A 13,543-nucleotide genomic window follows, 5' to 3' on the forward strand; every position below is an offset into this window, starting at 1 on the left:
AGCACGGTTTGAATCCCCCCTCTTTAGCCCAGCGGTTGCCGATTCAGATAAACGGTATATAATTGGCCAATAGCCGCTATTACCCCAAAGAGGATACCCACGCATGACTACCGTTGCCGAAGATAGAGAGCTGATTAAAGAGGTGGTTATGGAGACGATTCAACACTCCCCCCAGCCCCTCTTTCAGGCCCCCTCGCTCACCGCAGCCAACTATGATCACAAATACGAAATAGAGATTCGGGAACGGATTGTGCGCGTCGAGGAGAAGCTATCGCGACAACAGGAGCTGATGCAACTCGGTTTTGAACAGATGGAGAAACGCTTTGAGCAGATGGAGAAACGCTTTGAGCAGATGGAGAAGCGCTTTGAGCAGATGCAAAAGACAATGGATGAGCGCTTTAAGCAGATAGACCAGCGCTTTGAGCAGATGCAAAAGACAATGGATGAGCGCTTTGAGGCGATGCAGTTACAGATGGATAAACGCTTCGAAGCAATGCAAAAGGCGATGAATGAGCGCTTTGAGCAGATGGACAAGCGCTTTGAGCGAGCCGACCAGCGCTTTACCGAACTCTCCAAGCGGATTGACCGGTTTATGTTTTGGTCGATGGGATTAACGGCAGCGGCGATGTTTATCGTCTATCGCCTCACCGCCTGAAACGGTTAGACCCTATAACCCATTCAGCCTCCTTAGACGATTCCACAACGGTTATTAAACCCCTATTGAGCCTCCCCCCCTCTTTAGTCCAGCGGTTGCCGATTCAGATAAACGGTATATAATTAGCCAATAGCCGCTATTACCCCAAAGAGGATACCCACGCATGACTACCGTTGCCGAAGATAGAGAGCTGATTAAAGAGGTGATTATGGAGATGATGCAACACTCCCCCCAGCCCCTCTTTCAGGCCCCCTCGCTCACCGCAGCCAACTATGATCACAAATACGAAATAGAGATTCGGGAACGGATTGTGCGCGTCGAGGAGAAGCTATCGCGACAACAGGAGCTGATGCAACTCGGTTTTGAACAGATGGAGAAGCGCTTTGAGCAGATGGAGAAACGCTTTGAGCAGATAGACAAGCGCTTTGAGCAGATAGACAAGCGCTTTGAGCAGATGGAGAAACGCTTTGAGCAGATGGAGAAACGCTTTGAGCAGATGGAGAAACGCTTTGAGCAGATAGACAAGCGCTTTGAGCAGATGGACAAGCGCTTTGAGCAGATGGACAAGCGCTTTGAGCAGATGCAAAAGACAATGGATGAGCGCTTTGAGGCGATGCAGTTACAGATGGATAAACGCTTCGAAGCAATGCAAAAGGCGATGGATGAGCGCTTTGCACAAGTTGACAAGCGATTTGAACAGATGGACAAGCGCTTTGAGCGAGCCGACCAGCGCTTTACCGAACTCTCCAAGCGGATTGACCGGTTTATGTTTTGGTCGATGGGATTAACGGCGGCGGCGATGTTTATCGTCTATCGCCTCACCGCCTGAAACGGTTAGGCCTTATCAGCGCACGGGACGGAACGGGCAGGAACAATTAACAGTAGCGAGACAGCGATGTTCACAATTTAGAGAGCTATGCGGCGGGAAGGCTCTAAAAAATAAAAAAACAAAATCACTGTCCGCTACGAACCAGCCGCACACCGTAAGAGTTGGAACGGTTGTAGTAGGGGGAGCCGCCATAGCCGAAAAAGACATTCCAGGCACCGTCACTATTGCCGGCAAAGGCCGAAGCCGACCAGACATTCGAGCTTGGCGTATCAGGAAAAGCTTGCAGATTAATGGTTGGGCGTTGATAGTCGCCATCACATCCGTCTTGATTTTCCATTCCGGCAAAGGGGTAGCGACTGCCATCGCCCATTCCGTCATCGGTTTCTCCGCTTGAGCAGTAAACTAGCGAGTTTAGCTCCTCAATGGTTGGCAAGCGCCAGTCGGTGTGGCCGGCAAATTTGACCGCCGAGGCCCACGGTTCAGACCTTCCTCCAAAAAACCCTTTTCCCATATTGTTAGCATCCTTCCACCCAAATTCCCCAGCTTCACCCCTACAGCCACTGCCACTCCAATGCTGACCGACAAGACAGCGCTGCCACATTAGTTTAGTAACCACATCGGTCACAGTGCCATCGCCATTATCACGGTAGCGGTTATCTATCAGAGCGCTCTTTGTTGCCTCCGGCACCACCTCAGCCGCTGTTTTTGCCGCTGCTGCTGTCAATGATGCTACCGTTGCCTCTGCCCTTGCCTTAGCCTTAGCTTCTGCCTCTGCTCTTGCCGCTGCTCTCGCCCTAGCTTCTTCTGCCTCTGCTCTCGCCTTAGCCGCTGCTCTTGCCTCAATCTCTGCTTTTGTCTCCTGTTTTACCAGCACAGCCCTCAGGGTCTCTCGCTCGCCGCGACCTAGGGTCACCTGCTGTTGCCAGTCGCTATAGCCGGGCTTGGTCACTTTGATGGTATAGCTCCCTGGGGTGAGTGGATGGGCGTGGCGGCCGGTTGGGCCGACTGCTCTACTCTCTATCCAGACAGTATCACCGCTGACATTACTGCGCACGGTTAAGTAGGCCTGCGCAACCTTGGGTGGTGCGACAGGAGCCGGCGGCGCAACGGCGGCCTGTGGCGTCTGCACCCGTTGAGTCGTTGCCGCCTGCTTAAAGCGTTGGCGAATCTCATCGCTCATCCGAAACCGACTCACCACCGTAACCCCAAAAGTATCGGCGACATTGTCAGTCGGGGTCAGGTAGAGCCAAAAGCGTTCCAACTCGCGGGTAACCGGAGTATCTTTATGGCGCTCGTAGTTAGTCAAAATGCCATTTTCAATCATGGTCAGCTCCATAATTCGCTCATCGCGGGTATAGCTGCTCTCCAGTTGCGCCAGTACGCCGAGCGCCTGAGTGGCGATGTCGTGGTAGGGTTGAGTCCCCTCTAAACGAACGGTGGTGTCGCGATAGAAGAGTTGCTGCTCTTTAATCTGCATAATATTGTCTTTAAGGGCGGCAATCTGTTCATCAATCGCCGTGGTAGCGGTACCAATACACGCCTCAGGTGAGGTGGCGCAGCGCTGGTCGTTTTGTTGCAAAATCCGCTGTAGGGTGGCGCGTTTAGCGGCAATCTCCTGCTCTAAGGTGGCAATGCGCTGGTCAACCTGCTGTAGTTTGCGCTGAGTCTCGCTCAGCACCTGTTGGTCGCTGGTACGCTGGTTGTTGTTTTGTAACTCAATGGTACGCAGCGCCTGCTCGCGCACCGCTTTCACCGCTTCGATGCGGGGGGCGTCGGCACCCTGTTGTTGTAGCTGCTGCTCCCAATCATCGGCGGCAATATTAACCACTTTGGCACCGCTACCGCTAGCACTGGTGGCGCTGTCGGGTTTGCCCTGTAGCGGGGTCACGGCAACCTTAACTAGGTAGTAGAGCTTACGGGCGGCAGTTACCGTTTCGGCCAAGAAGGTGTGGTCGATAGTCATCGTGCCACTGAGACGGCTGGTGATGCGGTCTTTTAGGGTCGTCTGGTGGTTGGTGGTGGTGATGTCGGTCACTGAGCGGATGAAGATACCGTTTAGATCAGCGCTAGCCTGAGGGGTAATCGCCTGTTGCGCCTGTTGAATGAGGTCGTTTTTGCGCGGAATGAAGCCTTGATAGGGGAGTATCGCCATGTAGAGCCCACGGTAGCTGGTAGATTGGAGCTGTTTATCAAGCTCCGCTTCGATATCGGTTCGGCTCTGGCGATTGGCCGCTATCTGTTGGCCTATCTTCTCTATATCGCTGTTTTGTAGCAGATTCTGCTTCTGCTGCACTAGGGCGTTTATCTGTGCGGTCAGTTCGCTAATATGGGCATCAACACTCGCCTGACAGCGGCTAAGGCTCTGTTTTATCACCGTTAGCTGCTCGCGAGTCACCCCCTCGGTGCTCTCAATACGCTGCGCCATCTTGTTAGTATCCCGTTCGGCGGCACTAAAGTTCAAACGGTGGTTTAAGGAGCAGGTCTCTAGGGTAGTGGTGGCGCTTTGGGTGATAGTTACAGGTAATAACAATAGCAGCAGTGACAGTGGCAATAACCGTAGTAGCAGCCGGGGCAGGGGTAGGGGTAGCATCTCTCTATCTCTCCTCTCTTATCCTCTACAATGAGGTCAAAGTGATTGGTCACTGAGCGGTGGTAACTGCGCGAAAAGGCGTTGCGTCATCTGCTCAACTTGCTGCTGTTGTAGCACAACCCAAACACATATCTGCTTTTGGCTTCGGTCTCGCCACTTGGCCGCTACGCGGCTACCACGAAGCAGGGCGCTGGTCTCAATTTGAATATGATCTTTAACGGCCCGTTTGATAGTGGAGTTGTTCGGGCTACCGGTGGCGGTGAGCATCTGTTCAAAGCTCGTCTCAACTTGTACCGCCAACGATTGAGCCAGCTCACGACGGGCATAGGTTAACGCCATCTGTTCGGCCATGGCCGCCGTGGGGGCCTGCTGCTCATTAACGCAGGAGGAGGCACCGTTGTAATGGGTGTCATAGTTTGGTTCGCTCACCCAGCGCGGCTCGGCGATGACGACCACTGGAGTTGTCAGGAGTGTCGCCACCAAGGCGATATGGGTTACTACGGCTGTTTTCATAAAAATGACCCTCTTGTTTAGTACGCTTTCGGCATTATAACCCATTCAGCCTCCTTAGACGATTCCACAACGGTTATTAAACCCCTATTGAGCCTCCCCCCCTCTTTAGTCCAGCGGTTGCCGATTCAGATAAACGGTATATAATTAGCCAATAGCCGCTATTACCCCAAAGAGGATACCCACGCATGACTACCGTTGCCGAAGATAGAGAGCTGATTAAAGAGGTGATTATGGAGATGATGCAACACTCCCCCCAGCCCCTCTTTCAGATCCCCTCGCTCACCGCAGCCAACTATGATCACAAATACGAAATAGAGATTCGGGAACGGATTGTGCGCGTCGAGGAGAAGCTATCACGACAACAGGAGCTGATGCAACTCGGTTTTGAACAGATGGAGAAGCGCTTTGAGCAGATGGAGAAACGCTTTGAGCAGATAGACAAGCGCTTTGAACAGATGGAGAAGCGCTTTGAGCAGATAGACAAGCGCTTTGAGCAGATGGACAAGCGCTTTGAGCAGATGGACAAGCGCTTTGAGCAGATGCAAAAGACAATGGATGAGCGCTTTGAGGCGATGCAGTTACAGATGGATAAACGCTTCGAAGCCATGCAAAAGGCGATGGATGAACGCTTTGCACAAGTTGACAAGCGCTTTGAGCAGATGCAAAAGACAATGGATGAGCGCTTTGAGCAGATGGACAAGCGCTTTGAACGAGCCGACCAGCGCTTTACCGAACTCTCCAAGCGGATTGACCGGTTTATGTTTTGGTCGATGGGATTAACGGCAGCGGCGATGTTTATCGTCTATCGCCTCACCGCCTGAACCAGCGGTTGCCGATTCAGATAAACGGTATATAATTTAGCCAATAGCCGCTATTACCCCAAAGAGGATACCCACGCATGACTACCGTTGCCGAAGATAGAGAGCTGATTAAAGAGGTGATTATGGAGATGATGCAACACTCCCCCCAGCCCCTCTTTCAGATCCCCTCGCTCACCGCAGCCAACTATGATCACAAATACGAAATGGAGATTCGGGAACGGATTGTGCGCGTCGAGGAGAAGCTGTCGCGACAACAGGAGCTGATGCAACTCGGTTTTGAACAGATGGAGAAGCGCTTTGAGCAGATAGACAAGCGCTTTGAGCAGATGCAAAAGACAATGGATGAGCGCTTTGAGGCGATGCAGTTACAGATGGATAAACGCTTCGAGGCAATGCAAAAGGCGATGGATGAGCGCTTTGAGCAGATGGACAAGCGCTTTGAGCAGATGGACAAGCGCTTTGAGCAGATGGACAAGCGCTTTGAGCAGATGCAAAAGACAATGGACAAGCGCTTTGAGCAGATGCAAAAGACAATGGATGAGCGCTTTGAGCAGATGGACAAGCGCTTTGAGCAGATGCAAAAGACAATGGATGAGCGCTTTGAGCAGATGGAGAAGCGCTTTGAGCAGATGCAAAAGACAATGGATGAGCGATTTGAACAGATGGACAAGCGCTTTGAGCGAGCCGACCAGCGCTTTACCGAACTCTCCAAGCGGATTGACCGGTTTATGTTTTGGTCGATGGGATTAACGGTAGCAGCGATGTTTATCGTCTATCGCCTCACCGCCTGAAACGGTTAGACCCTATAACCCATTCAGCCTCCTTAGACGATTCCACAACGGTTATTGAACCCCTATTGAGCCTCCCCCCTCTTTAGTCCAGCGGTTGCCGATTCAGATAAACGATATATAATTAGCCAATAGCCGCTATTACCCCAAAGAGGATACCCACGCATGACTACCGTTGCCGAAGATAGAGAGCTGATTAAAGAGGTGATTATGGAGATGATGCAACACTCCCCCCAGCCCCTCTTTCAGATCCCCTCGCTCACCGCAGCCAACTATGATCACAAATACGAAATAGAGATTCGGGAACGGATTGTGCGCGTCGAGGAGAAGCTATCGCGACAACAGGAGCTGATGCAACTCGGTTTTGAACAGATGGAGAAACGCTTTGAGCAGATAGACAAGCGCTTTGAGCAGATAGACAAGCGCTTTGAGCAGATGGAGAAACGCTTTGAGCAGATAGACAAGCGCTTTGAGCAGATGCAAAAGACAATGGATGAGCGCTTTGAGCAGATGGACAAGCGCTTTGAGCAGATGCAAAAGACAATGGATAAGCGCTTTGAGCAGATGCAAAAGACAATGGATGAGCGCTTTGAGCAGATGGACAAGCGCTTTGAGCAGATGCAAAAGACAATGGATGAGCGCTTTGAGCAGATGCAAAAGACAATGGATGAGCGCTTTGAGCAGATGGACAAGCGCTTTGAGCAGATGCAAAAGACAATGGATGAGCGCTTTGAGGCGATGCAGTTACAGATGGATAAACGCTTCGAAGCAATGCAAAAGGCGATGGATGAGCGCTTTGCACAAGTTGACAAGCGATTTGAACAGATGGACAAGCGCTTTGAGCGAGCCGACCAGCGCTTTACCGAACTCTCCAAGCGGATTGACCGGTTTATGTTTTGGTCGATGGGATTAACGGCAGCGGCGATGTTTATCGTCTATCGCCTCACCGCCTGAAACGGTTAGACCTTACCTACGAAACCTGGGCATTGTTCATCGTCTCCTCACCCTCATGAGGCATGACTCCCTCGCCTTCCCTCTCCGCCTCCCCCAGCGGGGGAGTTGGAGGGGAACCATATCGCGTAACAAGAAAAAATAAAAAATTCCGTATAAACGGGTCTTTGGTTATGGCTAGCGATAGGGAGTGTTAAGCGTGTTTCATGTGCGGAAATAGCAGCACATCGCGAATCGATGGCGAATCGGTTAATAGCATCACTAACCGATCAATCCCGATCCCCTCCCCGGCCGTCGGCGGTAGGCCATACTCTAGTGCGGTGATATAGTCGGCATCGAAGTGCATCGCCTCCTCATCACCCGCCTCCTTCTCCTCTACCTGCTGTTTAAAGCGACTGGCCTGATCTTCAGGATCATTTAACTCAGAGAAACCGTTGGCAATTTCACGCCCACCGACAAAAAACTCAAAGCGATCGGTCACAAAAGGATCGCTATCGCTGCGCCGCGCTAACGGGGAGACCTCGGTCGGATAGGCGGTAATAAAGGTCGGCTGCTGCAGACGGTGCTCCACACTCTTCTCAAAAATCTCAATCTGCACCTTGCCCAAACCGTAGTAGGGCTGCAACACAATCCCCAACTGTTGCGCCACTTGACGCGCTGTCGTCTCATTTTGTAGCTGCGTTAAACTCAAAGCGGGATTAAAGTGCAGAATCGACTCTAGCACTGTCATGCGACTAAAGGGCTGACCAAAGTCGTAGCGCTCCCCCTGATACTCGATCGTGGTGGTGCCAAGTAGCGCTTGGGTCAACTCTCGTAGCATCGTCTCGGTTAAATCCATCAAATCGTGGTAATCGGCATAGGCCTGATAGAACTCAATCATAGTAAATTCGGGATTATGGCGCGACGATAGCCCCTCATTGCGAAAATTACGATTAATCTCATAGACCCGCTCAAAACCGCCGACCACCAGCCGTTTTAGATAGAGCTCTGGGGCGATACGCAGATAGAGATCGATATCAAGGGCGTTATGGTGGGTAATAAACGGCCTAGCTGTCGCCCCGCCGGGAATCATCTGCATCATCGGCGTTTCGACCTCCAAAAAGTCGCGCCGGTTCATAAAATCGCGGATAAACTGCACAATTTTCGAGCGCAGAGTAAAGGTGCGCCGACTCTCTTCGCTCGCAATCAGATCAAGGTAGCGCTGGCGATAGCGAGTCTCCTGATCACTTAGACCATGAAACTTCTCCGGTAGCGGTCGCAGCGATTTGGTCAGTAACTCAACTTTCGCTACCCGTAGCGATAGCTCCCCCTTACCGGTACGAAACAGCTCCCCAACCGCACCGACAATATCGCCAATATCCCAGTGCTTAAAGGCATCGTTATAGAACGCCTCCCCCACCGCCTCGCGCTGAATGTAGAGCTGTAGCGAACCGCTCATATCTTGCACGGTCAGAAAACTCGCCTTGCCCATAATCCGTTTGGCCATCATGCGCCCGGCCACCCGACACTCGACGGCAGCCTCCGTCAGCTGCTGCTTATCATACGACTCATAGCGCTGTTGTAACTCTTTTGCGTAGCTATCGCGCCGAAACTGGTTCGGAAAAGCGACCGGCTGCTGCTGTCGCAGTCGCTGCAACTTCTCTCGCCGCTCGGCAATTAGTCGATTCTCATCCTGACTCTCGTTAGGGGGGGTCGCGTCACTCATCGGTGCCTTCGCTCCTTATGTCTAAACATCTAAAGAGCGCCATTGTCGCTATCCCCCCCCAATTTGACAAGGGTTAGTGCAACTAAAATGGACTAAAAACGGCTCTAACTCTTGAGTTTAGCGCCTATTGCGTCCACCATAGCGCCTTTCGGGGCCACGGAGTCTCAACTCAGGCCCAACCTAACCGCCCCTTAACTTTTTTTAGGAGAATCGACTATGTTAAAACCGCTTGTAGCCCTAACAACCCTCACCGCCCTACTAGCGACCCCCCCCCTTGCGCTAGCCGACGGCGATCAGCACCCTGCCATTAAATATCGTCAAGCCTCTATGGCGCTCATTGTCGCTAATGTTAAACCGATGGGCGATATGTTAAAAAATAAGATTCCTTGGAATGAGGCGCAGTTTCGTCAATATGCTAGCGATCTCGCCGCTGTCGCCTCCATCAATCAGCTACGCGGTTACCCCGATGAGATGGTGATGGGTAAGACGGCTGCTAAAGAGGCGATTTGGGACAATTTCGACGACTTTAGCCAGAAGATGGAGCAGTTCCAGCAGGGAGCAGCCGAGCTAGCGCAGGTGAGCGGCAGCGGTGATCGTAAGCTCATCGGTGAGGCGTTTGCCACTGTCGGTAAGAGCTGCAAATCGTGCCACGACGACTACAAAGAGAAGTAGAGGAGAGAGCGATGCAACCTGAACAGGTCGCCGACATTGTGCGTCAGAGTTTTAACGACTGCGAAGTTAGCGTCAGTGGTGACAGTGGCCACCTTAATGTGACCGTCATCGGCGAACAGTTTGCCGGTATGAGCGCTGTCAATAAGCAGCGTTCGGTCTATAAGGTGCTGGCCGACTATATTACCAGTGGCGAACTGCATGCGGTCAATATCCACTGCCACACCCCGTCCGAGAGGCAGAAGGCGCTCTCATTCCCAATCAGTGACAGCTAACCGGCCTTGGATCGACTACATATACAGGGCGGTGGCCCATTAGAGGGAGAGATTCGCATCTCCGGTGCCAAAAACGCCGCCCTGCCGATCTTAATCGCCTCACTACTCGCCTCCGAACCGGTCGCAATTGCCAATGTTCCCCACCTAAACGATATTACCACCACCTTAGCACTGCTCGGTAATCTCGGCACTGAGGTGGTGGTCAATGAGCAGATGGCGGTAGAGCTCTACAGTAGTGATAAGTTAAGTAGTTGCGTCCCCTACGAGCTAGTTCGTACGATGCGTGCCTCAATTCTAGTTCTTGGGCCGCTGCTATCCCGCTTTCACCACGCTGAGGTATCACTGCCTGGCGGTTGTGCTATCGGTACCCGTCCGGTCAACATCCATCTCGATGGTCTTAAGGCGATGGGGGCCGACATTGAGGTTCGTAATGGCAATATCTACGCCACCACTCGCGGTCGTCGCCTACAGGGGACCGACTTTACCATGGAACTAGTCACCGTCACCGGTACCGAAAATCTGCTCGCCGCAGCGACGCTAGCCGAGGGAGTCACAACCCTTCGTAACGCCGCCCGCGAACCGGAGGTGGTCGATCTGGCCAACTTTCTCAACCGTCTAGGGGCCGATATTCGCGGAGCCGGCACCGATACGATGACTATTTATGGTCAAACCGCGCTCCACGGTGGCCACTATCGGGTGCTGCCCGATAGAATCGAAACCGGTACCTACCTAGTCGCCGCCGCGATTAGTCGCGGCAAGGTTAAGCTGAAACAGACCGATCCGACCCTGCTGCCGGTGGTGCTAGATAAACTGCGTGAGGCGGGAGCGACCATTGAGTGCGGTAGTGACTGGATTAGCCTCGATATGGCGGGTAAACGGCCGATCGCAGTCAGTGTCGATACAGCCCCCTACCCCGCCTTTCCGACCGATATGCAGGCGCAATTTACCGCGTTAAACACCATTGCCGAAGGGAGTGGAATTATTAACGAAACGGTCTTCGAAAACCGCTTTATGCATGTCCAGGAGCTGGTTCGTATGGGAGCGAAAATTCGGCTCAAAGGCCATACGGCCACCATTACCGGCGTCAATAGACTCACCGCCGCACCGGTCATGGCGACCGATCTACGCGCCTCGGCCTCGCTGGTGCTAGCTGCGCTAGTGGCAGAGGGCGAAACTATCGTTGATCGCATCTACCATATCGATCGCGGCTATGAGTGTATCGAAGAGAAACTGACCCAACTCGGTGCCACTATTCGTCGCCTCCCCGGCCATAGTGGCACCCTCTCCGTTTAGCTTTTAACGATTGTGATCCAATATACGATGAGTCAACCCCCCTCCCCCCCGATCCGTATCGCCCTCTCTAAAGGGCGCATTTTTAAAGAGACCCTACCGCTGCTCGCGCTAGCCGGTATTGAACCTATCGATGATCCCGAAACCAGCCGCAAACTGATTCTCGATACCAGCCGCGACGATGTCAAACTGGTGATGATTCGCGCCACCGATGTGCCCACCTATGTCGAGTATGGGGCGGCCGATCTAGGCGTCGCCGGCAAAGATGTACTGTTAGAGCAGGGGGGGGAGCGGCTGTTTGAGCTGCTCGATTTAGGTATCGCCCGCTGTCGCCTCATGACCGCCGGTCGGGTCGATCACCCCCTAAGCCACAATCGGCTCAAAGTCGCGACGAAATTTGTCAAATCGACCGAAAAGTTCTTCGCCTCGAAGGGGCAGCAGGTCGAAATTATTAAACTCTACGGCTCGATGGAGCTAGCGCCGTTAGTCGGGCTAGCCGATCTAATTGTCGATCTGGTCGATACCGGCAACACCCTCAAAGCCAACGGCCTGCAACCTCTGGAGCATATTGCCGATATCTCCTCTCGCCTTATCGTCAACAAAGCGTCGATGAAGACCCGCTTTGAGCAGCTAAACACCATTATTAGCCAGATTCGACAAGGTCTCGACGACCACACCTCTGCCACTCGATCCACTGGAGAACCGTAACCATGCAGCAACTTAACTATAACGACACTCAATTTTGGCACCAACTAGAGCAGAAACTGACTTGGGAGGGGGTCTCTGATGAGAGCGTCAATCAGACAGTACGGGAGATTTTGCACCGAGTCAAAACCGAAGGCGACAGCGCCGTCATCGACTATACCAACCGCTTTGATCGCATGGCTATCGGCCACGCGAGCGAACTAGAGCTACCACTATCGCGGCTACAGACGGCGTTACAGGGCCTACCGACCGAGCAGCGACAGGCGTTAGAGCTCTCGGCAGAGCGAATAAGAGAGTACCATCAGCGCCAGCGACAGCACTCTTGGCGCTATACCGAAGCCGATGGCACTGTGCTAGGACAGCAGATCACCCCGCTAGAGCGAGCCGGGCTCTATGTCCCCGGCGGTAAGGCGGCCTACCCCTCCTCAGTCCTTATGAACGCCATACCGGCCAAGGTCGCCGCTGTCGGTGAGCTGATTATGGTGGTGCCTACGCCCGCAGGCGAGGTCAATCCTCTGCTCTTAGCCGCGGCGGCTATCGCTCAAGTGGATCGAGTCTTTACTATCGGCGGTGCCCAAGCGATTGCCGCGCTCGCCTACGGTACCGAAACCGTGCCTAAGGTGGATAAAATCGTCGGCCCCGGCAATATCTTCGTCGCCACCGCCAAGGGGATGGTGTTTGGGACGGTCGGGATCGATATGATCGCCGGCCCCTCTGAAATTCTTATCCTCTGTGACGGCCAGACCGATCCCGACTGGATCGCGATGGATCTCTTCTCCCAAGCAGAGCACGATGAGGATGCCCAGTCGATTCTCATCTGCCCCGATAGCGCCTTTATCGACCAAGTGCGAGTTAGCATCGATCGCCTACTGCCAACCATGGAGCGTAGAGAGATTATCGACACTTCGCTACAGCAGCGCGGTCTCTTAATTGAGGTGCCCGATATGGAGGCGGCAGTGAAGGTCGCCAACTTTATCGCTCCGGAACATTTAGAGCTATCGGTTGCCGATCCCGAAGCACTACTGCCACAGATCCACCACGCCGGTGCCATTTTTATGGGGCGCTATAGCGCTGAAGCATTAGGTGACTACTGCGCCGGCCCTAACCATGTGCTGCCTACCTCGCGCACCGCTCGCTTCTCCTCCCCCTTAGGGGTTTACGATTTTCAAAAGCGCTCCTCCCTGATCTTCTGCTCCGCTGCCGGAGCCGCTACCCTTGGCCATAGCGCCTCCATTATGGCGCGGGGAGAGGGGTTGACAGCGCACGCCCGTTCGGCAGAGTATCGGCTTAGCCGAACCTAGCTAAGGCGCTATGATTGGGCTGTTACAGCGGGTTTGCCACGCTTCGGTCGCTATTCAGGGCGAAACGGTGGCGCAAATCGACCAAGGCCTACTGGTGTTTATCGGTATTGAGCGACAAGATAGCCGCGCGAAGGCCGATCGACTCTTGCAGCGGCTGTTAACCTACCGAGTCTTTGCCGATAGCGAGGGCAAGATGAATCTAAATCTGCAACAGATCGAGGGGGGGCTGCTGCTGGTGCCCCAATTTACTCTGCCGGCCGATACCCGTAAGGGTAATCGTCCCGGATTTAGCCCTGCCGCCCCCCCTGAGGTGGGCGAAGAGCTGTTTAGCTATCTATTGACTCTGGCCCAAGCGGCACACACCCCAACGGCGAGCGGTCGCTTTGGTGCCGATATGCAGATTAGCTTGACCAATGATGGCCCAGTCACCTTCTGGCTACAGGGATAGCGT

The 13,543-nt window shown here is 53.4% G+C and carries 12 protein-coding genes and 3 pseudogenes; 11 read left to right on the top strand and 4 right to left on the bottom strand.

Features of this window, described 5'->3' with window-relative positions; translation table 11 throughout:
• Positions 1-103 precede the first annotated feature (103 nt).
• Complete coding sequence (locus D5085_01635) at positions 104-655, top strand: hypothetical protein (GenBank protein ID QEP41955.1); 552 nt, start codon at positions 104-106, stop codon at positions 653-655.
• Positions 656-1,190: 535 nt separating this feature from the next.
• A pseudogene (locus tag D5085_01640) lies at positions 1,191-1,484 on the top strand (hypothetical protein).
• A 124-nt stretch (positions 1,485-1,608) separates the two neighbouring features.
• Here the strand turns inward: D5085_01640 and D5085_01645 are convergent.
• Both D5085_01645 and D5085_01650 read right to left on the bottom strand, forming a co-directional pair.
• On the bottom strand, positions 1,609-4,074 hold the full coding sequence (locus D5085_01645; protein ID QEP41956.1) for a DUF1566 domain-containing protein: 2,466 nt from the start codon (positions 4,072-4,074) through the stop codon (positions 1,609-1,611).
• 36 nt (positions 4,075-4,110) lie between these two features.
• Positions 4,111-4,632, bottom strand: coding sequence for a hypothetical protein (locus tag D5085_01650; GenBank protein QEP41957.1), 522 nt, complete (start codon positions 4,630-4,632; stop codon positions 4,111-4,113).
• Between the two features lie 260 nt (positions 4,633-4,892).
• Here D5085_01650 and D5085_01655 point away from each other — a divergent pair.
• A pseudogene (locus D5085_01655) lies at positions 4,893-5,408 on the top strand (hypothetical protein).
• A 171-nt stretch (positions 5,409-5,579) separates the two neighbouring features.
• On the opposite strand, the gene D5085_01660 reads toward D5085_01655, so the two are convergent.
• Positions 5,580-5,909: a hypothetical protein gene (locus tag D5085_01660; protein ID QEP41958.1), complete on the bottom strand. Its 330-nt coding sequence runs from the start codon at positions 5,907-5,909 to the stop codon at positions 5,580-5,582.
• Between D5085_01660 and D5085_01665 the strand changes: the two genes are divergently transcribed.
• Together D5085_01665 and D5085_01670 are read left to right on the top strand one after the other, a co-directional pair.
• A complete protein-coding gene (locus tag D5085_01665) occupies positions 5,909-6,199 on the top strand; it encodes a hypothetical protein (GenBank protein ID QEP41959.1) in 291 nt (96 codons plus the stop codon). The two genes, D5085_01660 and D5085_01665, sit on opposite strands and share 1 nt — an antisense overlap.
• 660 nt (positions 6,200-6,859) lie before the next feature.
• Positions 6,860-7,150 (top strand): annotated as a pseudogene (locus D5085_01670) (hypothetical protein).
• Positions 7,151-7,340: 190 nt separating this feature from the next.
• Here the strand turns inward: D5085_01670 and lysS are convergent.
• Positions 7,341-8,852 (bottom strand): lysine--tRNA ligase, encoded by a 1,512-nt coding sequence (gene lysS / locus D5085_01675; GenBank protein ID QEP41960.1) that lies wholly within the window; start codon positions 8,850-8,852, stop codon positions 7,341-7,343.
• 216 nt (positions 8,853-9,068) lie between these two features.
• Between lysS and D5085_01680 the strand changes: the two genes are divergently transcribed.
• From D5085_01680 to D5085_01705, 6 genes are read left to right on the top strand one after another with little or no spacing between them, the layout of a single operon-like run.
• Entirely contained in the window at positions 9,069-9,524 is a 456-nt protein-coding gene (locus tag D5085_01680) for a cytochrome c (protein QEP41961.1), read from the top strand.
• An 11-nt stretch (positions 9,525-9,535) separates the two neighbouring features.
• Complete coding sequence (locus tag D5085_01685) at positions 9,536-9,796, top strand: BolA/IbaG family iron-sulfur metabolism protein (GenBank protein ID QEP41962.1); 261 nt, start codon at positions 9,536-9,538, stop codon at positions 9,794-9,796.
• Positions 9,797-9,802: 6 nt separating this feature from the next.
• On the top strand, positions 9,803-11,089 hold the full coding sequence (gene murA, locus D5085_01690) for a UDP-N-acetylglucosamine 1-carboxyvinyltransferase (protein QEP41963.1): 1,287 nt from the start codon (positions 9,803-9,805) through the stop codon (positions 11,087-11,089).
• A gap of 27 nt (positions 11,090-11,116) precedes the next feature.
• Positions 11,117-11,794, top strand: a complete 678-nt coding sequence (locus D5085_01695) for an ATP phosphoribosyltransferase (GenBank protein ID QEP41964.1) — start codon at positions 11,117-11,119, stop codon at positions 11,792-11,794.
• Between the two features lie 2 nt (positions 11,795-11,796).
• A complete protein-coding gene (gene hisD / locus D5085_01700; protein QEP41965.1) occupies positions 11,797-13,092 on the top strand; it encodes a histidinol dehydrogenase in 1,296 nt (431 codons plus the stop codon).
• A 10-nt stretch (positions 13,093-13,102) separates the two neighbouring features.
• Positions 13,103-13,540 (top strand): D-tyrosyl-tRNA(Tyr) deacylase, encoded by a 438-nt coding sequence (locus tag D5085_01705; GenBank protein QEP41966.1) that lies wholly within the window; start codon positions 13,103-13,105, stop codon positions 13,538-13,540.
• Positions 13,541-13,543 lie beyond the last annotated feature (3 nt).

The organism is Ectothiorhodospiraceae bacterium BW-2, from assembly GCA_008375315.1.
Lineage (GTDB): Bacteria > Pseudomonadota > Gammaproteobacteria > Thiohalomonadales > Thiohalomonadaceae > BW-2.